General features: G+C 56.7%; 19 protein-coding genes. 11 read left to right on the plus strand and 8 right to left on the minus strand.

Features of this window, described 5'->3' with window-relative positions; all coding sequences use genetic code 11:
* Positions 1–53: 53 nt before the first annotated feature.
* Both CLM71_RS17660 and CLM71_RS17665 read right to left on the minus strand, forming a co-directional pair.
* Positions 54–1319 carry an MFS transporter gene (locus CLM71_RS17660; RefSeq protein ID WP_234008594.1) on the minus strand — a complete coding sequence of 422 codons (1266 nt, stop codon included), beginning with the start codon at positions 1317–1319 and terminating at the stop codon, positions 54–56.
* Between the two features lie 347 nt (positions 1320–1666).
* A complete protein-coding gene (locus CLM71_RS17665; RefSeq protein WP_105232150.1) occupies positions 1667–2830 on the minus strand; it encodes a mandelate racemase/muconate lactonizing enzyme family protein in 1164 nt (387 codons plus the stop codon).
* A gap of 182 nt (positions 2831–3012) precedes the next feature.
* Here CLM71_RS17665 and CLM71_RS17670 point away from each other — a divergent pair, with 182 nt between their 5' ends.
* From CLM71_RS17670 to CLM71_RS17690, 5 genes are all read left to right on the plus strand, one after another.
* Complete coding sequence (locus CLM71_RS17670; protein WP_105232151.1) at positions 3013–3939, plus strand: LysR family transcriptional regulator; 927 nt, start codon at positions 3013–3015, stop codon at positions 3937–3939.
* A 136-nt stretch (positions 3940–4075) separates the two neighbouring features.
* Entirely contained in the window at positions 4076–4948 is an 873-nt protein-coding gene (locus CLM71_RS17675; protein ID WP_105232152.1) for an alpha/beta fold hydrolase, read from the plus strand.
* Positions 4941–5378, plus strand: coding sequence for a MarR family winged helix-turn-helix transcriptional regulator (locus CLM71_RS17680; RefSeq protein WP_105232153.1), 438 nt, complete (start codon positions 4941–4943; stop codon positions 5376–5378). Before CLM71_RS17675 ends, CLM71_RS17680 begins: the two co-directional genes overlap by 8 nt.
* Before the next feature lie 191 nt (positions 5379–5569).
* The gene (locus tag CLM71_RS17685) at positions 5570–6349 is read left to right on the plus strand and encodes an MBL fold metallo-hydrolase (protein WP_105232154.1); all 780 of its coding nucleotides are present in this window, start codon (positions 5570–5572) and stop codon (positions 6347–6349) included.
* A gap of 103 nt (positions 6350–6452) precedes the next feature.
* Complete coding sequence (locus tag CLM71_RS17690) at positions 6453–7421, plus strand: GlxA family transcriptional regulator (RefSeq protein WP_105232155.1); 969 nt, start codon at positions 6453–6455, stop codon at positions 7419–7421.
* An 18-nt stretch (positions 7422–7439) separates the two neighbouring features.
* Here CLM71_RS17690 and CLM71_RS17695 read toward each other — a convergent pair whose 3' ends face one another.
* Positions 7440–7886, minus strand: coding sequence for a helix-turn-helix domain-containing protein (locus CLM71_RS17695; protein WP_105232156.1), 447 nt, complete (start codon positions 7884–7886; stop codon positions 7440–7442).
* A gap of 104 nt (positions 7887–7990) precedes the next feature.
* Between CLM71_RS17695 and CLM71_RS17700 the strand changes: the two genes are divergently transcribed.
* A complete protein-coding gene (locus tag CLM71_RS17700) occupies positions 7991–9229 on the plus strand; it encodes an MFS transporter (protein WP_105232157.1) in 1239 nt (412 codons plus the stop codon).
* Between the two features lie 75 nt (positions 9230–9304).
* On the opposite strand, the gene CLM71_RS17705 is transcribed toward CLM71_RS17700, so the two are convergent.
* Positions 9305–10195: a LysR family transcriptional regulator gene (locus tag CLM71_RS17705; protein WP_105232158.1), complete on the minus strand. Its 891-nt coding sequence runs from the start codon at positions 10193–10195 to the stop codon at positions 9305–9307.
* Positions 10196–10370: 175 nt separating this feature from the next.
* Between CLM71_RS17705 and CLM71_RS17710 the strand changes: the two genes are divergently transcribed.
* A complete protein-coding gene (locus tag CLM71_RS17710; protein ID WP_105232159.1) occupies positions 10371–11570 on the plus strand; it encodes an MFS transporter in 1200 nt (399 codons plus the stop codon).
* A 167-nt stretch (positions 11571–11737) separates the two neighbouring features.
* Here CLM71_RS17710 and CLM71_RS17715 read toward each other — a convergent pair whose 3' ends face one another.
* Entirely contained in the window at positions 11738–12709 is a 972-nt protein-coding gene (locus tag CLM71_RS17715; protein WP_105232160.1) for an alpha/beta hydrolase, read from the minus strand.
* 13 nt (positions 12710–12722) lie between these two features.
* Positions 12723–13607: an MBL fold metallo-hydrolase gene (locus CLM71_RS17720; RefSeq protein ID WP_105233477.1), complete on the minus strand. Its 885-nt coding sequence runs from the start codon at positions 13605–13607 to the stop codon at positions 12723–12725.
* A gap of 142 nt (positions 13608–13749) precedes the next feature.
* Between CLM71_RS17720 and CLM71_RS17725 the strand changes: the two genes are divergently transcribed.
* On the plus strand, positions 13750–14634 hold the full coding sequence (locus CLM71_RS17725; RefSeq protein ID WP_105232161.1) for a LysR family transcriptional regulator: 885 nt from the start codon (positions 13750–13752) through the stop codon (positions 14632–14634).
* 277 nt (positions 14635–14911) lie between these two features.
* On the opposite strand, the gene CLM71_RS17735 is transcribed toward CLM71_RS17725, so the two are convergent.
* The gene (locus tag CLM71_RS17735) at positions 14912–15826 is read right to left on the minus strand and encodes a LysR family transcriptional regulator (protein WP_105232162.1); all 915 of its coding nucleotides are present in this window, start codon (positions 15824–15826) and stop codon (positions 14912–14914) included.
* 149 nt (positions 15827–15975) lie between these two features.
* Here CLM71_RS17735 and CLM71_RS17740 point away from each other — a divergent pair, with 149 nt between their 5' ends.
* From CLM71_RS17740 to CLM71_RS17750, 3 genes are all read left to right on the plus strand, one after another.
* Positions 15976–17373, plus strand: a complete 1398-nt coding sequence (locus tag CLM71_RS17740; protein WP_105233479.1) for an amidohydrolase family protein — start codon at positions 15976–15978, stop codon at positions 17371–17373.
* Between the two features lie 10 nt (positions 17374–17383).
* Positions 17384–17857, plus strand: coding sequence for a DMT family transporter (locus CLM71_RS17745; RefSeq protein ID WP_105232163.1), 474 nt, complete (start codon positions 17384–17386; stop codon positions 17855–17857).
* Positions 17858–17981: 124 nt separating this feature from the next.
* On the plus strand, positions 17982–18845 hold the full coding sequence (locus CLM71_RS17750) for an SMP-30/gluconolactonase/LRE family protein (protein ID WP_105232164.1): 864 nt from the start codon (positions 17982–17984) through the stop codon (positions 18843–18845).
* 160 nt (positions 18846–19005) lie between these two features.
* On the opposite strand, the gene CLM71_RS17755 is transcribed toward CLM71_RS17750, so the two are convergent.
* The gene (locus CLM71_RS17755) at positions 19006–20385 is read right to left on the minus strand and encodes a carbohydrate porin (RefSeq protein ID WP_105232165.1); all 1380 of its coding nucleotides are present in this window, start codon (positions 20383–20385) and stop codon (positions 19006–19008) included.
* Positions 20386–20665: the final 280 nt, after the last annotated feature.

Below are 20665 nucleotides of genomic sequence, written 5' to 3' on the forward strand. Positions count from 1 at the left end.
AACAGATTCGCCCCCTCACCAGGGGGCGTTACTTTCACCGGAATATAAACGCGCTATTCTCTGGCAGGCATAGGCCGGCGTGAAGCCTGCCTGAATGCCGGTTTGATGTCCCAGATGCGCTCTTCACGCCCCACCGCCAGTGCAAACAGCACGCCGCCAATGATAGAGAACAGACCGAGAACGCCCCAGGCCAGCGTCATATCGTTGCCGCCGCCCAGATGCTTCAGGTATCCGGCGACCAGCGGCCCGCCAAACTGCCCGATAAAATTGCTGCATGCGCCGACAAATGCCACGGCAGGAACCGCTTTCTTTGTCGGCAGAATCTCTGTCAGCCGGACATACACCAGCGGCACCAGCATCTTCATCGTCAGGCCGACGAACATGAACAGGGCAATCTGCATCCAGTAAAAAGAAAGCGGGACAAAGGCTGCCGCCGACAGGGCAATACCGCACAAGACGGTAGGGATGGCCGCATGCAGCCTTCGCTCCTGGTTGTACTTATCTGAACGTCTGGTGATGTACCAAATACCGACCATGGTCATCAGGAACGGCATGCCGCTGATTAAGCCGACGGTGAATTCGCTCAGCATGCCGTAACCTTTGAGAGCCGTCGGCAGCCAGAGCGTGAAGCCATACGCCAGCATGCTGTGTAGCGAATAGCCGATGAGCATCAGCCACAGCGCCGGTATTTTCAGGATTGTCCACCAGGGGTCCGATTTTTCCTTTATGTAGTTCGACTGCTCTGTCGCAAGCTCCTGTTGTATCTGTTCCCTGTCTTCGGTGCTCAGCCAGCGCGCGGCCTGAATACTCTTCGGCACCAGATAAAACCAGATGATGCAGAAAATCCACGCTGGCGCGCCCTCGATAACCATCATCATTCGCCAGTTATGATGCGCCAGGATCCAGCCCGAAATCGGCCCGGCAAGAAACGCCCCGGCGCCCAGGCTTAGGTTCCAGATGCCAAAAGCACGCCCGCGCTCCGACGTCATAAACCATTGCGCCAGAAACATCGCCGTCGCAGCCTGAATAGGGCCTTCGGCCAACCCGAGGAAAAAGCGGATCGCAACCAGTTCGCTGAAGTTGCGCGTTAGCCCGGTCAGCATGGCGCAGGCGCCGAACAGAAACAGGCTGATGCCGATGATTCTTCTGGAGCCAAAGCGCAGGGCCAGCCAGCCTGCGGTGAATTGCGTAGCCACATAGCCCCAGGCAAATGCGCCGCCAAGCCAGCCGGCCTCAACGGCACTGAGCCTCATTTCCGCCGTAATATGGGGCAGCGCCATGCCTATATTGACCCGATCGAAAAAAGAAATTGTATACATAATAAAAACGGCGGGTAATATTATCGTCCAGCGTTTTTTCCCGATAAGGGCATTACCTTTTAGAGCATTATTACTCATGATAACTTCCTCGCTTGGCACAAATGTAGGGTGAGGAAAGGCTGATTCAAATTCCTTTTTATCGATCAGTTGGATTTAATATTTTATTGATTAATATCTGGCGGAGACGGCATATATTGAGGAGCTTCTGCGGCAATAAGGATCACCATACCGCAGTGTTATATTCTTCCGGCGTCATATAACGTTATCGATTCATTGACCGTTCCCGCTACGCCCCGTATACAGCGGGGCGCAATATAAACGCGCAACGTAATGTGCAGACCGGATTTTTATTCAGCCAGCGCACGCATTTGTTTAATGAGATCAGATTTACCTTCGAAGCCAATGCCCGGCAGTTCCGGCATGATAATGTGACCATCTTCGACCGTCACCGAGTCTGGGAAGCCGCCATAGGGCTGGAACAGATCCGGATAACTTTCGTTACCGCCCAGGCCGAGACCTGCCGCGATGTTCAGAGACATCTGGTGACCGCCGTGAGGGATGCAGCGTGACGGTGACCAGCCAAACTGCTCCAGTACGTCCAGCGTGCGCAGGTATTCAACCAGACCATAAGAGAGCGCACAGTCAAACTGCAGGTAGTCGCGATCCGGACGCATGCCGCCATAGCGCAGCAGGTTACGCGCATCCTGATGAGAAAAGAGGTTTTCACCGGTCGCCATCGGGCCAGGATAGAACTCTGCCAGCGCCGCCTGCAGGGAATAATCCAGCGGATCGCCCACTTCTTCATACCAGAACAGCGGGTATTCACGCAGCATTTTGGCGTAGGCAATACCGGTTTCCAGATTGAAGCGGCCGTTGGCGTCAACGGCAAGACGCGCTTCAGCGCCTATTTCATCGAGAACAGCTTCAATGCGGCGACGATCCTCTTCCAGAGACGCCCCGCCAATTTTCATTTTAACTACGTTATAGCCGCGGTTCAGATAGCCGCGCATCTCCTGACGCAAGGCGCTCAGGTCTTTGCCCGGGTAGTAGTAACCGCCAGCCGCGTAAACGAAGACGCGTGGATTGGCCGCTACGCCCTTTCTCTCTGCCAGCAGGCGAAATAGCGGTTGGTTGGCGATTTTTGCGGTGGCATCCCAGATGGCCATATCCAGCGTCCCGACCGCAACTGAGCGTTCACCGTGCCCGCCCGGTTTTTCATTGCTCATCATAACGTCCCAGATTTTATGCGGATCCAGGTTATCGCCCTGTGCGTTCAGCAGGCTTTCAGGCTCGGCCTCCAGAATACGGTTGCGGAAACGCTCGCGGATCAGGCCACCCTGACCGTAGCGGCCGTTAGAGTTAAAGCCGTACCCCACCACACGGCGTCCGTCCACCTCAACGTCAGTCACGACGGCAACCAGGCTGGTCGTCATTTTGCTGAAATCGATATACGCGTTGCGGATGGGGGAAGCGATGGGCTTGGTCATTTCTACAACGTCTAGAATACGCATGTTCTCTCCGGCAGTTTTTCGTCAAATGCAAACAAACTTGAGCGCCTACGAAAAGTGTTAGCTCATGCCAATTTATTATTGGCATAATGCACTCACGTAGAGTTAACGGACCTCGGTGTCCTGTCTTGTTTCATCATAGGCAGTTTATAAAACGCGAACTAATGCCAAAGAGGCAGCCTGTAATGCAAAATCGGCATCACCTGGAACTAACATGGCTTGAAGACTGTGTTGCGCTGGCTCAGTCACTCAATTTTTCCCGCGCGGCGGCTTCCCGATATGTGACACAGCCGGCATTCAGCCGGCGGATTATCTCGCTGGAAGAGTGGCTGGGGACTCCGCTTTTTGAAAGAAACCGACGCGGCGTCAGCCTGACGCGCGCCGGGGAGATCTTTGTCGCTCAGATTCCGGAGCTGATTCGCGCGCTCTATACCCTGCGCAGTGAAGCCATCGAAGCGGCGGGTGATGCCAAACCGGACGTTATTTTCTCCGCGACGCACTCACTGTCGTTCTCCTTTTTTCCGGCGCTGATGCGTAACAACGAGAAAATTGCCCGCTTCGGTTCATTCCGCCTGTTATCAGATACGCTCAGCGCCTGTGAGCGGATGATTGACAAAGGCGACGCGCAGTTTCTGCTGTGTTACTACCACCCTCACATGCATATCAACCTCGATCAGACCAAATACCTCAGCGTCCGACTCGGGCATGAAACATTACAGCCCTATTCAAAGTGCGATCCCGTCAATCGTCAGCCGCTCTGGCAGGCTGAGGGCGGAAAAAAATTTCCCTTTCTCTCGTTTTCCGCAGAATCCGGTCTGGGCAGGATCCTCTCCAACACCTCGCAGGTGAACCGCGCCAGACGTGGCATGGATACCGCCTTCACCGCCGATCTGGCGGCAACGTTATTAGCTATGGTCAAGGCCGGAGACGGTATTGCCTGGCTGCCGGAAAGCCTGGCGGCACCGGACGTCGCAGCCGGCACGATCGCCGTCGCGGCACCACAGAAGAGCGCATTATGGCTCCCGATTGACATCAGGCTGTTCCGACCCGCCGCCCGAATGTCCAGAGCGGTGGAGGAGTTATGGGCGATCTTCGTGGACGAACAGATTTAGCATCACGCACTGGCCGGACAAGATACGGATAAACGTCAGCCATCACCTTCCTTCAGGGCAAAGCGCGTAGCAAATTGACGCTTTTATCAGCGTGGTCTAATTTATTTAACACGTTAAATAAAATGGGCGTCGGGCAATGGAACAGATCTCTATCCCGCTATCTGCGGTTGAAACGATAAGTGCAACGCTGTGGGAAGTCGCGCAGGCAAAAGCCATTGTTATCCTCCACCCGGCGACGGCCGTGGTGCAGACGTTTTACTATGATTTTGCCCGCTACCTGAATGAACGCGGTTTTAACGTCATGACCTACGATTACCGGGGAACCGGCCGCTCGCGTGGCAACCTCCGCGAGTGTAAGGTTTCTATGGCGGACTGGATGGAAGAGGATGTCGGCCGCGTTACCGACTGGGCGGCATCGCGCTTTCCCGGCATGCCGCTGCTGGCCATCGGACACAGCGTCGGCGGCCACGCCATCGTCTTATCCTCCGCAACGCGCGCGTTACAGGCGGCGGTGCTTATCGCCTCGCACGCCGGCGTGACCCGCACCATACAGGCCACGGCGGAAAAAATCCGCGTCTGGTGCATGTTGCGCCTGCTGGCTCCGGTGCTATGCCGCCTGTTTGGCTATATGCCCGCCCGGCGATTGGGCATCGGAGAAGATCTTCCCGGCCCCGTGATGCTGCAATGGAGCTACTGGAGCAGTCTGCCCGGTTATTTTTATGACGACCCGGCGATGAATGCCGGCCAGCGCGCCGCGCGGGTGGATATTCCGCTGCTGGTGCTGGGGTTTGATGACGATCCCTGGGCGAATCCGGGGGCGATAACGCGGCTGATTGCCCCGCTTAAACATGCCATTATTGAGAGGCGCAGTTTCAAACCTGCCGACGCCGGCGTTGCCGCTATCGGCCATATGGGGTTCTTCCGCCAGCGCTGCGCCAAAACGCTGTGGCCTGTTGTCGGTGACTGGCTGTCAGAGAACATCACCTTACCCGGAAGCGAACATGAGTAAAACACAACCGCCGCGCTTCGTTTTCCTGCTCGGCCACGCACACAGGGCGCTTCAGCGCTGGATCGAGGCCAGGCCGGAAGCATGGGAAGATATCAGTTCCGCCCAGGTCGGGCTGCTGTTTTTCCTGCGCTCCGCCGGCATGGCAACCGTTGGCGAGGCGTCAACGGCATTGCGGGTGGCGCCTGCGGCCATCACCCGTTTATCCAAACGCATGCAGGCAACGGGATTGATCGACCGTATGGTTGACGAACAGGATTCACGGAAAATGCGCCTGACGCTGACAGACGCCGGGGAAGCCGCCGGCCTGCAGGCGCACGCCGCGCTGCAACAGTTGAATACGCTGTTATCCGCACAGTTTAGCGAGGCCGAACTGATGGTAGTGGCGCGCTGGTTAAAGCAGGTCAGCACGTTGGACCCCAAGCCTGATTGATTCAGCCCGTGGCAAACTTCCCTCTTGTCATCATGCTACGCCGATTGACCCGATTACATCGCTTTATGTCCTGTGGACATATCACACTCCGGCATCCCCTCCCCGTAAAGTAAAACACCTCGCAGCCGCTGCCGGAACAACACGCTATCGCGGCGGCCGCACCTGTTAACAAGATGACCCCCGGAGCAAACATGAAACTGACTCAAATCCGCAATGCCACGCTGGTGCTGGAATACGCCGGTAAAAAATTCCTGATTGACCCGATGCTCGCGGAAAAGGATGCCTGGGACGGCTTTGCCGGCAGCGCGCGCTCGCATCTGCGCAATCCGATGGTAGCCTTGCCCGTCGCCATTGAAGAACTGCTGGACGTTGATGCGGTGATTATCACCCATACCCATACCGACCACTGGGATGAGGCGGCGCAGCAGTTAGTGCCGAAAGACATGCTGATTTATACCCAGAACGAGAGCGATGCCGCCCTGATCCGTTCTCAGGGGTTCCTCAACGTCCGGGCGCTTGAAAGCGAAAACCGCTTCGTTGACGGACTGACCATTTTCACCACCGACGGCCAACACGGCAGCAACGATCTGTATGCCGATAGCGTTATGGCTGATTTGCTAGGTGACGCATGCGGCCTGGTATTTACCCATCACGATGAAAAAACGCTTTATATTGCCGGCGATACCATTTGGGTAAAACCGTATGTCAGAAGCCTGCAGCGCTTCCAGCCGGATGTTGTGGTGCTGAATACCGGGGATGCCGTTATCAATGACTACGGTTCGATCATTATGGGTAAAGAGGATACGCTGCGCACGCTGCAGATACTGCCTGAAACAACCGTCGTGGCCTCCCATATGGAGTCCATTAACCACTGCCTGCTGACCCGCGCGGAGTTACGCGAATATACGCTTGAACACGGTATTGAAGATAAGGTGCTGATTCCGGCCGATGGCGAAACCCTGGCGTTCTAATTCAGCCACCCTGTCGATTCTGCGGTAAAATATCATGCTGACAGGCTGCGGGTATGCCGCAGCCTGCCGAAAACGATCGGTCACAACAACTGTGAGGTTCACGATGTCTGCGCTGAAAGTAGCGGTGATTGTCACCAATGGGTTCAGTCCGTTTCATTTTTCGGTGCCCTGTATTCTGTTTGGCACGGCGATGCCGGAACCGGATCTCTTTCAGGTAGATATCTGCGCGGAAACGCCAGGTGTCGTCCTGTCGGATATTGGCCTGTCCATCAATGTGGAACATGGACTGGAGCGACTCGACAGCGCGGATATTGTTATTGTGCCCTTCTGGCACGATCCGGATGAAAAGCCCTCGCAGTTACTACTTGATAAACTGGTCAGCACCTGGCAGCGCGGCGCAGAAGTGGTCGGCCTGTGTCTTGGCACTTACGTGCTGGCCTACAGCGGCTTGCTTGATCGGCACCGCGCGGCAACGCATTGGGAATATGAAAGCGACTTCACGCAGCGCTTCCCGGAGGTTCATCTGGACAGCAACTCGCTGTACACCACCGATGAACGTCTGATTACCTCTGCCGGTACGGCGGCCGGTATCGATTGCTGCCTCAATATTGTCCGCGACCATTACGGCACCGCCATTGCCAACCGGGTCGCCAGAAGAATGGTGGTCCCCCCATACCGGGAGGGCGGACAGGCTCAGTTTATTGAACGCCCCATTCCGGTAAACACCCGCGACGGCAAAATCAACGAGCTTATCGATTATCTGCGGCGTAACCTGGCTAAGCCGCACGATCTCGACTCGCTGGCCCGCTTTGTCAATATGAGCAGGCGCACGCTGACGCGCCACTTTGTGAAAGCCACCGGCATCCCGCTGGGCGAGTGGCTCAATGCCGAACGCCTGCAACGAAGCCAGGAGTTGCTGGAAACGACCAATAACAGCATTGAAAGCGTGGCGGATGAGGCAGGGTTTCAGTCCCCCGTGTCTTTCAGGCAAAGTTTCAAGACCCGGTTTGGCGTCAGCCCCAGTGAATGGCGCCGGGCCTTTCGCGGCCCCGCTGCCATTGATGCCGGCTGAACACGCCCGGCATCATCTTTACTTTATCTTGCGCACCTCGGCCTCGCTTGCCGCCAGCACGCTGCCGTCCTGCGCTGTCGGGGCCATAAAAGGCACCGGTTCGCCGCTACGCTTATCAATGAGCAGCGAATGCCGTTCACCCTGCGCGAACAGGTGCCGTTCTCCCCATTGCCGTAGCGCCACCACCACGGGAAACAGGCTCTCCCCCCTGTCCGTCAGCACATATTCCTGATACGCCGAACCATCTGACGCGCCCTGCATCTCGAGTACGCCGGCCTCAACCAGCTTACGTAACCGGTCGGCAAGAATATTGCGCGCCATCCCCAGGCTGCGCTGAAAATCCCCGAAGCGGCGCATGCCATCAAAGGCATCGCGAACGATCAGCAGCGACCAGCGGTCGCCAATCAGATCGACGCCGCGCGCTACCGGGCAGGGTTCATCGTTCATCGGTTTACGGGGCGGCATGGCATCTCCTCAATATCCGGCCGGATTCTGGTTGCATTTTAAAACTTCATGACCTAGCATTCAATTGGTTTCATTTTGAAACCAAACTGAAAGGACGTTGGAGTATGAAGACTTCCCTGGCATCGCCATTACCCTCCCCCCCAAACGATATGCAGGCTCAGCCGGTAAAGATGCCCGGTAGCCTGGTGTGGCTGTTCGCCGTCGCCAGCGGGCTGAGCGTGGCGAACGTCTATTACGCGCAACCTCTGCTTGATGCGCTGGCGCTGGACTTCGGCATCATCCATGCGGCCGTCGGCGGCGTGATCACCGCCACGCAGCTCGGCTGCGCCCTGGCCCTGCTGTTGCTGGTACCGCTGGGCGACCGGCTAGATCGCCGCCGCCTTATCACGCTACAGCTGTTTGCTCTCGCGGCCGCGCTTGTCGCGGTGGGGTTGGCGCGCTCCGCGCCCGCCCTGCTGACGGGCATGCTCGCCGTAGGCCTGCTGGGTACCGCGATGACGCAAGGGTTGATCGCCTATGCCGCAAGCGCCGCTGCACCGCATGAGCAAGGGCGCGTCGTGGGGACGGCGCAAAGCGGCGTGTTTATCGGCCTGCTGCTGGCGCGGGTGTTTGCCGGAGGCATCAGCGATCTGGCGGGCTGGCGCGGCGTCTACCTGTGCGCCGCCGTGCTGATGCTGGCGATCGCGCTGCCGCTTTGGCGAAGGCTGCCACGCCTTCCGGCCACGCAGCCCAAGATGCGCTACCTAAGCCTGATCGTCTCAATGCTGACGCTGCTGCGGGAGGAAAAAGTACTGCAAGTGCGCGGCATGCTGGCGCTGCTGATGTTTGCCGCGTTCAATATCTTCTGGAGCGCGCTGGTATTGCCGTTGAGCGCGCCGCCTTACGGCTTCTCGCACACCGCCATCGGCGCTTTTGGCCTGGTCGGCGCGATTGGCGCGCTGGCTGCCGTGCGAGCCGGCCACTGGGCCGACCGGGGATATGCCCAACGCACCAGCGCGGCGGCGCTGGCGGCACTGCTGCTGGCCTGGTGGCCGCTGTCGCTGATGGCCTGGTCGCTGGGCGCACTGATGATCGGCATCGTACTGCTTGACTTGGGGGGACAGGCGCTGCACGTCACCAATCAGAGCATGATTTTCCGCGCGCGCCCTGAAGCCCAGAGCCGGCTGGTCGGCCTTTACATGCTGTTCTACGCGCTCGGCAGCGGCCTGGGCGCCATCAGCACCACGGCGACCTACGCCTACGCCGGCTGGCGGGGCGTGTGCCTGCTCGGCGCTGCGGTCAGCCTGCTGGCGCTGGTATTCTGGTGGCTTACACGACATTACGGGACGAAAGCCACCGCATAATATCAGGGTCACAAAGCCCGCAAGAGTGCAGGTTGGTGCCGCTTAATAGCGGACAACGTTGCAGTAGGCCAAGGGTCAGTCATTGCCCCCGCCAAACAGACCGAGGATAAAATCACGTACGTGCACAATGCGCGGATTACGCATTGATGCTTTATTCCACACCAGATACAGATTGTTGGTTGGCGCATCTTCAGCCGGGGTGAGGGACACCAACGTTCCCGATGCCAGCGCATCGACGCACTGATAGTCAGGCAGCACGCTCCAGCCCTGCCCTTTAATCACCAGATCCTGAATGATGCGCAGATCGGGAATGGTTAACGCCGCCTGCAGGGTTGGCGCCAATTGAAACAGCGCGGTCCAGACAGGCCGAATCAGAGGCAGATCCTCGTCAAACGCAATCAGCGGGAGGCCGGCAAACTGTTCTGCGGTAGGGTGCGGCCCCAGCTGTTCAGCCATCTCTGGCGCCGACACCAGCAGAAAGCGCTCTGTCAGCAGCCGGGCAAAGCCATGTGAACGCTCATCCGGCATCGAGGCGGTAATCGCCAGATCGGCCGTGGCATTATTTAACAGTGCGTAGATACGTTCCCGGTTGCCGGTATGAACCCGGATACGAAACCCTTGTCCCAACAGCGGGGCCAGTCCCGCCGCGATTCTGGAATAGATGAAATCAGACGGCCCGGCAATATGCACCGTTCCCCCCAGTTCGCCGCCGCTGCGGTAAGAGGCCATCCTGGTTTCCAACCCATCAATCATCGGGCCAATCGCCCGCGCCAGCTCATCGGCCGCTTCCGTTGCGGTAACGCCGCGTGCGCGCCGTACAAACAGCGGCTTACCGACAAAGGCTTCCAACGCCTGAATGTGCAGCGATGCCGCAGGCTGCGTCATGCCCAGGGACTCGGCCGCCCGCGAGAACGATTGTAACCGGTAGGCCTCGATAAAGGTGCGCAGATGGTCGAGATGGCTCATGTATCGTCTTCCTTTCAGCCGCGCCGGTGCATCGTCAGGCCTCGGCGCGCCAAGACATAAAAATATTTATCACTGATAGATTAAATAATAATTTCTCATATTTCACAACGCTCTCTACTCTGCTGGCCAACGGCGGCCAATGGCCGTTTACCCTGATTCATCAAGAGAGATTGTCATGCCGCTCATCGTCTATATTTTTACGCTCAGCGCCTTTGCGCTGGGCCTGGCTGAATTCGTTCCTATCGGCCTGACTGACGTTATTGCCCAAAACCTGAACGTCAGCGTCGAACACGTCGGCCGCGCAGTGACCTGGTATGCCTTGGGCGCAACCTTTGCCGCACCGGTGCTGACCGCCTTAACGGCCAACTGGTCCCGCAAGCGGACCATGCTGACGACGATGCTGGTCTTCACCATTGGCAGTCTGGCCGCGGCGCTTGCCACCAGCATCTCGATGATGCTGATTGCGCGCTTTATTGCCGGGCTCGGACACGGTCTGTTCCTCGCGGTCGCCTCCAGCACGGCAGCGCGCCTCGTCGGCGCAAAGAAAGCCGGCAGCGCCGTCGCGGTGGTATTCGGCGGCTTCACGATAGCCATGGCGATCGGCGTCCCCATCAGTACTTATCTGGGCGGTATAAATACCTGGCGACCGGTACTCGGCGCGATTGCCGCATTCGGCGCCTTGGGTTTTCTGGGCCTGCTGCTGGGGATGAAGGAGCCACCCAGAAATGGGGAACATGCAGGTAGTGAGTCCGTTGCGCAGGCCCTGAAGGCTATCTTCCACCCGACCCTGTTGCTGGCTGCCTTGGTCACCGTCCTGGGCTATGCCGGTTCATTCACGGCCTACACCTTTATCGCGCCGCTGCTGACCGACGTGACGCAGGTTAGCGCCGCCACCGTCAGCCTGTTTATGCTGGCCTACGGCGTGTTGGCGGCCATCGGCAACGTCATCGGCGGCAAAATAACCGACCGGATGGGCGTCAACCGCGCCAGCGTGATTGTTATCTCCGCCATTGCCCTAGTCGTGCTGGGAATGTGGCTCTTTACCTCCTCGGCCGTAGCCATGGGCATACTAGTTGCCTTGCTGGGCCTGTTTAGCTTCGCTTCCGTACCGGCCCTGCAGGCCCGCCTTATCACTATCGCCGAACGGCATGCGCCGCACGCCCACGGCGTCGCTGCAGGTCTGAACATCGCGGGTTTCAACTCTGGCATCGCCCTGGGCTCAGTGCTGGGCGGCGTGACGATCGGTACCGTCGGCATCGGCTATACGGGCGTCACCGGCGCCATCGTCTCGACGCTGGGTCTGGCGCTGCTGCTGGCCCTGATCGCTCGCAGTCGCGCCGCTGACTCTCGGACCGTTGCGGAGACAAGAGGCTGATTCCACGGCCGCTGCGGCACGCTCCGATGCCGGCTTCAGCAGCGGGCATAATGTCAGCAACCTGTGATGGTAGGGTGTGCCCCCTGCGCGGATGGAATCCACGCCGGGGGCAACGAGTTCCTGTCTGTTCTGAATAAGTTGACGGAGGCAAGCCTTCTCCCCGTCGCTCACAAACGGGGCGCAGAAATAAAATCCGTTAGGGCGTGTGTTGCCGACAACCGATTTTTTTCCAATATCAGCATGTGCGTCGCTTCACCAATTTCAACCCATCTTTTTTCTGGTGAACCGGTTGCTCTCAGGAACCAGTCTTGTGCTAAATCAATGGGCACATCAATATCCCATTCACCGTGAATCAGAATGACGGGGACGTCGATATCTTTCGGATCGTAGTAAGGTTTATTTGCTGTCCAATATTCCCGTATATCCTGAATAGGGCCATTGCCTGATTTAAATGAGGCATGCGCACGTAATTCTGCGTCAGGTTCATCAGGTAAGGTACGCTCGACCCAGGCGTCAAAGGTTCCTGCGGGGATCAGGCTATCACGCTTGTCGGCAGGCGCCCCGCTCAGCCAGTGCTGCTTCGCCGCATGCATATTAACGATACGCCAGGCTCCCAATGCGTCCCCGGAATCAATGGGAACCGGTTTATGGCTGAGCCATTGAGGCGCAAGCAGGCCGAGACGGCGCACTTTTTCGTTATTTTTCGTTGTATAGGTTGCAGCGATAGTGCCTCCCCAGGACATACCAAAAATATTAAGTTGTTTCAGTTGTCTTGTGTTCAGCAGAAAGTTCGCTGCGCAGGTAAAATCACGCACCGCGGTCTCCGTACGACCCAGCGGCAGGCCAGAGCGTGTCGGCTGTGTCATCGCCTGTGGGCGGGTCGATCCACCATACCCCCGCACATCTACGGCGTACACATCAAACCCCGCGTAGGCCAGATGATCCATAAAAGAGACGCCCGCAACCGGCGTATCATAAAGACTGCCGGACGAATACGTTGCGCCGTGTACCATCAATAAGGTTTTTGATTCATCATAGGTCTGGTTTTTATCCAGACATTTTCTGATAACGTTCAATTCAATACCGTGGGTATCAGAAGGGATCAAAAAACTTTCGCTAAAAATTTGCTGCTCAGACATGTTGGCTCCTCATCTATAACGATAACCACCGTAATTTGCCTTCAGCATTGGCTTCGATTTTCCCTGCCGAGGCGCCGGGGAAATGGGTGGTGAATACGGTTGCGCCCGTCTCTACGGCGAATTCCAGCGCTTGGCGGCGCGAATGCAGAGACCGTTCGGGAAACTCACAAAACACCGAATTCCACTGAGGGAGCGCTATTTGTAGCGGATGATGCATAACATCTCCCCAGAAAAAGGCCGTTTCACCTTCTGACGTAAAACTCAACGACAGGTGGTCATAGCTGTGTCCTGGCGTGGAATGGAGCCGGAAGCCTGCCAATGGAAAATCGTCATCGCTGCGTATACGCATATCCACGCCGGCAGCGATAACCGGGGCGACGCTGTCTTCATAGACGAATTCGCTCGGCTGCCGTACGTTTTGAGGATCTGCATAAAACACACTCTCTTTCTGCGAAAAGAGATAGCGTGCGTTAGGAAAGGTAGGTACCCAGCGACCTTCACGCAGCACGGTATTCCAGCCAACATGATCGACATGCAGGTGGGTATTAAAGACATAATCTACCTGCTCCGGCTCCACGCCGGCCTCACGAAGCCGGGCGAGATACGGCACATCCAGTTGATGGAACAGCGGGTTGTGAGGTCGTGATTTCCCATTCCCGGACGCCGTATCAATCAGCAAGGTCAGGCCGTCGACCTGCAATAACCAGCTATGGGTACTTTGCGCCAGAGAGGTAAATCCATCGGAGAAAAAATCGTCAGGCAATGCCTTTGCTGCGTCTTGCGCGATCTCGTCCTGCCATTGCGGATAGAGAAACGATCCCGGTATGTTTTCCAACGCCAGCTCCGGGATTTTGCTTATCCGTGCACGGCCGATTTTATGCGTAGTAATAACAGACATAACTTTACTCACCTTCATGTTCACCCTATAACAGGTTTCATACTTACCGGTTTACCCCGCGAGAACAAGATAGGCGGCGGGGATGGATGGTTGCAGATTTCGCAACGATAGGCTGAGGTAAACAAGATTGGATAGGCTTACAATGATGCGCTCTTTTGTCCGGGTGGTGGATTCCGGCTCTTTTGTCAGCGCTGCCGGGCGGCTCAATATCCCCAAATCCACCATCACCAGGCATATCCAGGCACTGGAGCATGAGCTGGGCGTGAAGCTGCTTAACCGTACTTCGCGTACGCTAAACCTGACCGAGCAGGGGCGGATTTACTATCAGGGGACGTTACGGTTGCTGGAAAGCCTCGACATTCTGGATAGCAACGTGCAGATGTCAGCAATGCAACCGCGGGGGAAAATACGCGTAGAGATACCGAACGCCCTCGCCTATTGCCTGGTGATACCGGCGTTGCCCGATTTTCTGGCCCGCTATCCCGATATCCAGATCGAGGTCAGCGTCGGCAACCGAACGGTCAATCTGATCGAACAGAATATTGATTGTGTCATACGGATTGGTGAGCTGTATAACGACTCGCTGATTGCCCGCTCTTTAGGGGAGCTGGCGCAGGTCACCTGCGCCAGCCGCCAATATATTGAGCGCACCGGACTGCCGGTGCATCCTGCCGACCTGGCTCTGGGGCATACGCTGGTGCAGATTGTTTCGCCCCGCACCGGACAAATGGTGGTTAATGAGCTTTATCGTGACGGTCAGACAGAAAGAGTCAGCGCGCAGTGGCAGTTTGCGGTGAATGATTCCATGGGCGCGCGTACAGCCGCGCTTAATGGCTTGGGCGTAGTGACGACATACCGGTTTCTGGTGGAGGAATATCTGTCAAACGGGCAAATGGTCGAGCTGTTCCCTGACTGGCACAACACGCCGATACCGATACATATCGCCTGGCCGGAAAATCGTCAGTTGCCCTCTAAAGTGCGTATTTTTATTGAATGGGCCAGAAGCGTGTTTAACGCAGGCGAGTGACTCCGGCCCGGGGGAGATGGCGGTAAATCCCCTTCCCTGCTTTATGTAGCCGTTGCCCTTCTTAACGTAGCGAAGCAAAATATTGCGTTGGCGATTACCCAGCGATTTTTTGAACATCGTGATGAATGCATTAACAGAGTCATACCCCAGAATGCCAGCCGTACACACGACCGGGTAAAATTGTCCACGCCGAAAAAATCAGCAACCGTGGCCGTCTGGCGGTCACCGCTGACATGGCAGGCCACACTGTTCATGGGCCTGAATGCGATGACGCCCACTATCCGCCCTCAATTGCCGAATGGCCGTCGCGGACAAGCTCGGTTATCCAGTCAGCAAATGCGCGCACGGCCGGGGAGAGAAAACGCTGATGCGGATAAAGTAAGGTCACCGGTACGGCCGCAGACTGCCAGTCCACCAGAACTTCTATCAGCCGACCTTCCTGCAAATGTTCCGAAACCACGCGTTCGGCAAGTTGCGCCAGCCCAAATCCTTCAAGACACATTTTGATGTAAAGCCCGGTCTCATTAACGGCAACAGCGCCACTGACCGGAACCGACACTTTTTCACTGCCGCTGGCAAAACACATTTCCCCCGGGCGCCGGGTATGGCCTGAAAAATAATGGATGGCCCGATGCTGAGACAACTCTCCAGGCGTCTGCGGAGTACCGTGCTCTCTGAGATAGGCCGGAGAGGCACACGTCACCCAGCGAAACCGGCCGAGCGGGCGCGCAACGAGCGTGGAGTCATTCAGCTCTCCTGTCCGAATGACGCAATCCACCCCCTCCTGAACGAGATCGACCTGCCGATCGTTGACGCCTATCATCAGGTAGATATCCGGGTAGCGTCTGTAAAAGTCTTTCAGATTCGGCATAACGATGAAATGGGCGATGCCTCCGGGCATATCAACCCGTAAACGTCCCTGCGGCCGTTTTGCCGAATCCGTCAGGCTGGACTCCGTATGATCAATCAGCGCGAGTATTTCCCGACATTGCGCCAGATACTGTGCGCCTTCGCTCGTCAGGCTGACCCGCCGCGTTGTTCTGTTCAGCAGGCGCACCTGCAGATGTTTTTCAAGATTTTTAATCGTGCTGCTTACCGTTGAAGCCGGTAGGGAAAGGGTTTCCGCCGCGAGAATAAAGCTCCCGGCTTCCGCCACACGGACAAAAACATGCATTGCCTGGATACGATCCATATTCTTTTTCCATGAGCCACAATGAAGAAGCAACAGAAGCCCATTATTGTTCGTGATTATTGAATAATGAAAACAGTTTAGCTGCCTTTTTCGGAAGTATCGCTTTACGTACCTTTTACGTCACAACATTTAAAAAAGGTGAACTGAAGATGACTGATTATACCCGAAATATAGTGCAGACCGCTGACTCGCAGGCCCCCCGGACGCTGATCCGCGGAGCCACGGTTCTCAGCATGGACGACGATGTAGGTAATTTGGTTAGCGGCGATATTCTTATCGAAGGCAGCGCCATCACGGCCATAAATGAAAACATTGATGCCGGTGATGCCGTCGTTATCGACGCCCCCGGCATGATTGCCATGCCGGGAATGGTCGATACCCATCGCCACTCATGGGAGGGGCAGCTACGCCGGCTTAACCCGAATGCCGCAACGCTTGAAGACTACTGCAACGCAACGCACTACTCTTTTGCCAAATACTATCGCCCGGCAGACATGTATATCGGCAACCTGCTTACCGCTCTGGGCTGCATCGACGCCGGCATCACCACCGTTATTGATAATTCGCACAACAGCCGCAGCGCCGCACACTCCGATGCTGCCGTCGAGGCGTTGCTTGACGCCGGTATTCGGTCCGTACACGCTTCCGGCGCGCCCGTATCCGGGGAGTGGGACAAGGCCCACTGGCCCGGCAATCTGGAGCGCCTGCAGGAAAAGTATTTTAAAAACGAGGATAACAGCCTGGTCTCGCTGGCCGTGATGGCACAGCTGGAACCTGAACTGTGGGCGGAAGCCCGACGACTGGGCCTGCCGATTATCACCGAGTTTTTCGGCGGAGATATGGCGGATGAACTGGAAGAACTGCACCAGAAAGGGCTGCTGGGACCCGATAACATCTTTAACCACTGCACCGCGCTACCGGACGCCGGATGGAAAATCCTGCGTGAGGCCGGCGTACGGGTAAACGTATGCCCGCGCTCAGATGCGCACTATGGCATCGAGGACGGCATGTTCGCCATGCAGTCAGCATTACGTCACGGCATCAGCCCGGGGCTGAGCGTGGATAACGAAACGTCCTACAGCGGCGACATGTTTATGGAGATGCGGGTGGCATTCTACCTGCAGCGCGTTATGGGCATGCTACAGCAGCAGTGCTGCGGAAACAAACACCATCCGGTGACCCTACAGGCTCATAACCTGTTGAAAGCCGCCACCGCAGACGGTGCTGCCTGTGCAGGTTTGCAGCACAAAATCGGCAGCCTGACGCCCGGAAAACAGGCGGACCTGATCCTTATCCGCGCTGAAGACATAAATCTTTACCCGTCAGGTAACGCATTCGGCACCGTGGTGCACGCGGCCGAACGCAGCAATATTGATACGGTCATGATTGGCGGGCGCGTCGTTAAACGCGACGGCAAAGTCTTGGACGTGGACAGCAAACAACTCCGTGCGGCGATCGACGAGTCCCGCCAGCATCTGTTTGCTGCCGCAGGCTACCAGCCTGACATTTTTGCTGAGGCCTTCCTGCCGCTCGAATCGGCCCGATAGGCGGTGCGAAATGAGTGCAGTCTATTATCTGCTGGCCATCGGCGCGGGACTGGGCATTACTTTGCAGACCACGCTGAACGGTCAGTTGGCTAAAGGCATCGGCGGGGATTCTGTCGCTGCGGCGCTGTTTTCTTTTACCGCCGGCGCGCTGTGCCTTGGCCTCTTTGCATTGATGCGGGGCGGGATAGCCGCTTCGTTGACAGCGATTCCTGCCCAGCCCTGGTGGAGCCTGCTGGGCGGCCTGCTTGGCGCCAGTGCGCTGCTGAGTTATGTCATACTTGCCCCCAGAGTCGGGCTGTCAGCTCTGCTGGGGCTCGCCATCGCCGGGCAGATTACCTCGTCGCTGGCCATCGATCATTTTGGACTGATGGGGTCCGTTGAACGCCCGGTTTCTCTTATCAAGCTGTGCGGGTCGGTGATTATGCTGGCTGGCCTGGCCATCGCCCTGTTCGGTGACCGATGGTCAGCGCTTTTCTCCGGCTGACTGCCGCGAACCAACGAATCCGATGCCTTAGACTGGCGCTTACCCAAGCGCCGCATTCCTGGCAAAGTTCAAGGAGCTTACGTGTGATGTGTTCACCGCACTCCATGCCACTTAGGACACGAATATGTTTAAAACCATAACCGGCACCACGAGTCTTCTAGGCGAGTGTCCAGTCTGGTGCGAAAAAACGAATCGCCTGTTTTGGACCGACATCCAGGGCTGCGAATTGTGTGCTCTTAACCTCGAAAGCGGTGATATTCACCGCAGGCCACTACCGGAGCCGCTGGGGTCATTTGCCCTTACGGCAGATAAAGACACGCTGCTGATGGGGCTGGCATCCTGTCTGGGATACTATAGCCTGACTACCGGTCATTTCACCAAAATGACAGACACGCCCGGCGTAGCAGGAACCCGGATCAATGACGGCCGCTGCGACCGTATGGGCAACTTTGTTTTCAGCACAATGTCCGCAGGAGAGCCAGTGCAACCTGTAGGCAGGTTTCACCGAGTCAACGCGACAACGCTTGAGACAGAAACGCTGGCTCTTCCTGACGTGGCGATCCCAAACAGTATCTGTTTCAGTCCGGACGGCGCTACCATGTACTACGCGGATTCCCTGCAAGGCTGCATTTTCTGCTGCGATTACCCTTCACTGGAAAATCAGCGGGTGTTCACAAAAATCAACGGTCCAGGCGCACCAGATGGCTCTTGCATTGATGCTGAAGGTTTTCTCTGGAATGCGGAATGGGGCGGTCGCCGAGTGGTGCGTTACACGGATGACGGAAACATTGACTGCGTGATCGAATCACCCTGTGTTCAGACCACTTGCCCGGTGTTCGCGGGGCCCAACTATGCAACGCTTTACTGCACAAGCGCCCAAACAGGGCTGGATAAACCGGCAGTCAGTGATGGTGCGCTGATAAAAACCGCAGCAGTTATTTCTGCGGGAATGCCTGAAGTCAGGTTTGCCGGGTTAATGGCACGATGAAGTCTCTTCTGTTTAGTTGGCGAAATCAGTCGATCACCCTTCATCGTGCTTTTCATTTTTCTACGGGTTCCTCTGTCCCTGGGTCAGGATAACGTACGTTGGCTTGAAGTAAAAACCGCCCCCTTTTCCCCGTAAGGCGTGAGGGGGTTATCACCCCAACTTAGAACCACGCCTCAAACATGCCGCCGATATTCAGCGAATCCAGCCGCTCATTGCTGGTGCCCTCGACGCTGGCGGTATGCTGGTTATCCACCTGGCCACCGGTCACGTAGAAGCGCAGCATCGGACGGAACTCCGGCCCCATGCCGATGGCGATGTTCTGCGACAACGTCAGCTTCCAGCCCTTGTTATCGCCGCCCCGATCATAATCCACGCGCTGGTAGCCAGCTTCCAGCCAGGTGGAGTGCACATCGTTCCAGAAATACATCGGCCGCACGATGGCGCCGTAGTTTTTACGGTTGTCGGTGTTGTCCTTGCCGTTGTCGTAATCATGGAAGGCCAGCAGATATTCGATCTGCGCCTGCTGGGTGAATTTATGGCTGCCCTCGAAGCTGGCGTAGACCGTGGTCAGGTCGTCGGTTTTGTTGTAGACGCTGTTATCCGCGTTGTCGGAGTAGCGCAGGATGAGCTTGTTCACCCCGCTGTCGTTGGTGTGGCTCAGCACCAGTCCGCCCTGCCAGGCATCGAGCCGCTCGTCGCTATCCACCGCTTTCGAGTCAAAGCCGTAGTTGGCGTACACTTCAACGTCGATCGGCCCGGCCTTGATGCCGTGGGTTTTGGTGGTCAGCGCGTAGTGGCCGTTGTCGCCGGTATCGGAGCTGCCCGTGCAGGTGATGCGTGACGGGTTCGTCTCATCGGCCATCACTTCCGGGCTGCAGGATTCCACCTGCGACACCGCCGCCACGTCAAACAGTACGCCGCCAATATCAAAGTTCTTCACCCCGGCTCCCTGGCCGTCGTGGTTCATCCAGAAGTAGTCGTTGATTCCCTGCTGCGGACGTTGGTGGAAGTCGCGGCCAGCCCAGATATAGGCATTCGGGTTTGATTCGAGGACGTTAGTGACGCCGACGTAGGCTTTTTTCAGGTTCACTTCGTCGCTCCAGTGGTCGAACATCACGTTAAGGTCCCAGATCGCCCCTTGGGCGCTTTTGAAAGCTTTGCTGATCTGGAATTCGCCGCCGTTGCTTTCGTTACCCAGACGGCCGATCGCCGAGGCGCCGTTATAGGAACCGTCGACGCCGACATATTTCTGATCGCCGCTCTGGAAGTGGGCGCCATAACGGGCGTAGCCGCTGAACTTGAGGCCGAATGGAATCGCCAAATCCGGTGAGGACGCGGTGGTTTGCGGGTTGGTAAGGACATCAATCTTTTTATCGGCTGCAGCGTCAATTTTCACCTGCCGTTCAGCCAGCGCTTTATCGACCGCTTTAGCAACGATGGCGTCAATCTGTTCCTGAGTGAATTCCTGCGCCAGTACGGAAACCGGGCACAGCACGGCGATAGCCGCCATAGCTAAAGGGATTTTATTTACAGTTTTCATGGCTATCTCAAATTCATTATATTTTCAGAAAATAACCATCCCGTCCTGGTGTGAATACAAACAATGCCACCAAAACAAGTTGATTTTATTTTTATGTCGCAGAGGTACAGTTAAATGATTAGCGTCACAAGGTCCTCCCTAGTCAGAATAATTAGGTGTTAATATTGATAGGAGTGATTGAAGCATTACGATAAGCCACACGTCTGCACGGTGCTTATCGGATGCTCTTGAGCGTGCACCGTAATTAATTCACAGGTTGCGCGCACAATCAGCCAGGGAC

The organism is Serratia sp. MYb239, assembly GCF_002966855.1.
Lineage (GTDB): Bacteria > Pseudomonadota > Gammaproteobacteria > Enterobacterales > Enterobacteriaceae > Serratia_B > Serratia_B rhizosphaerae.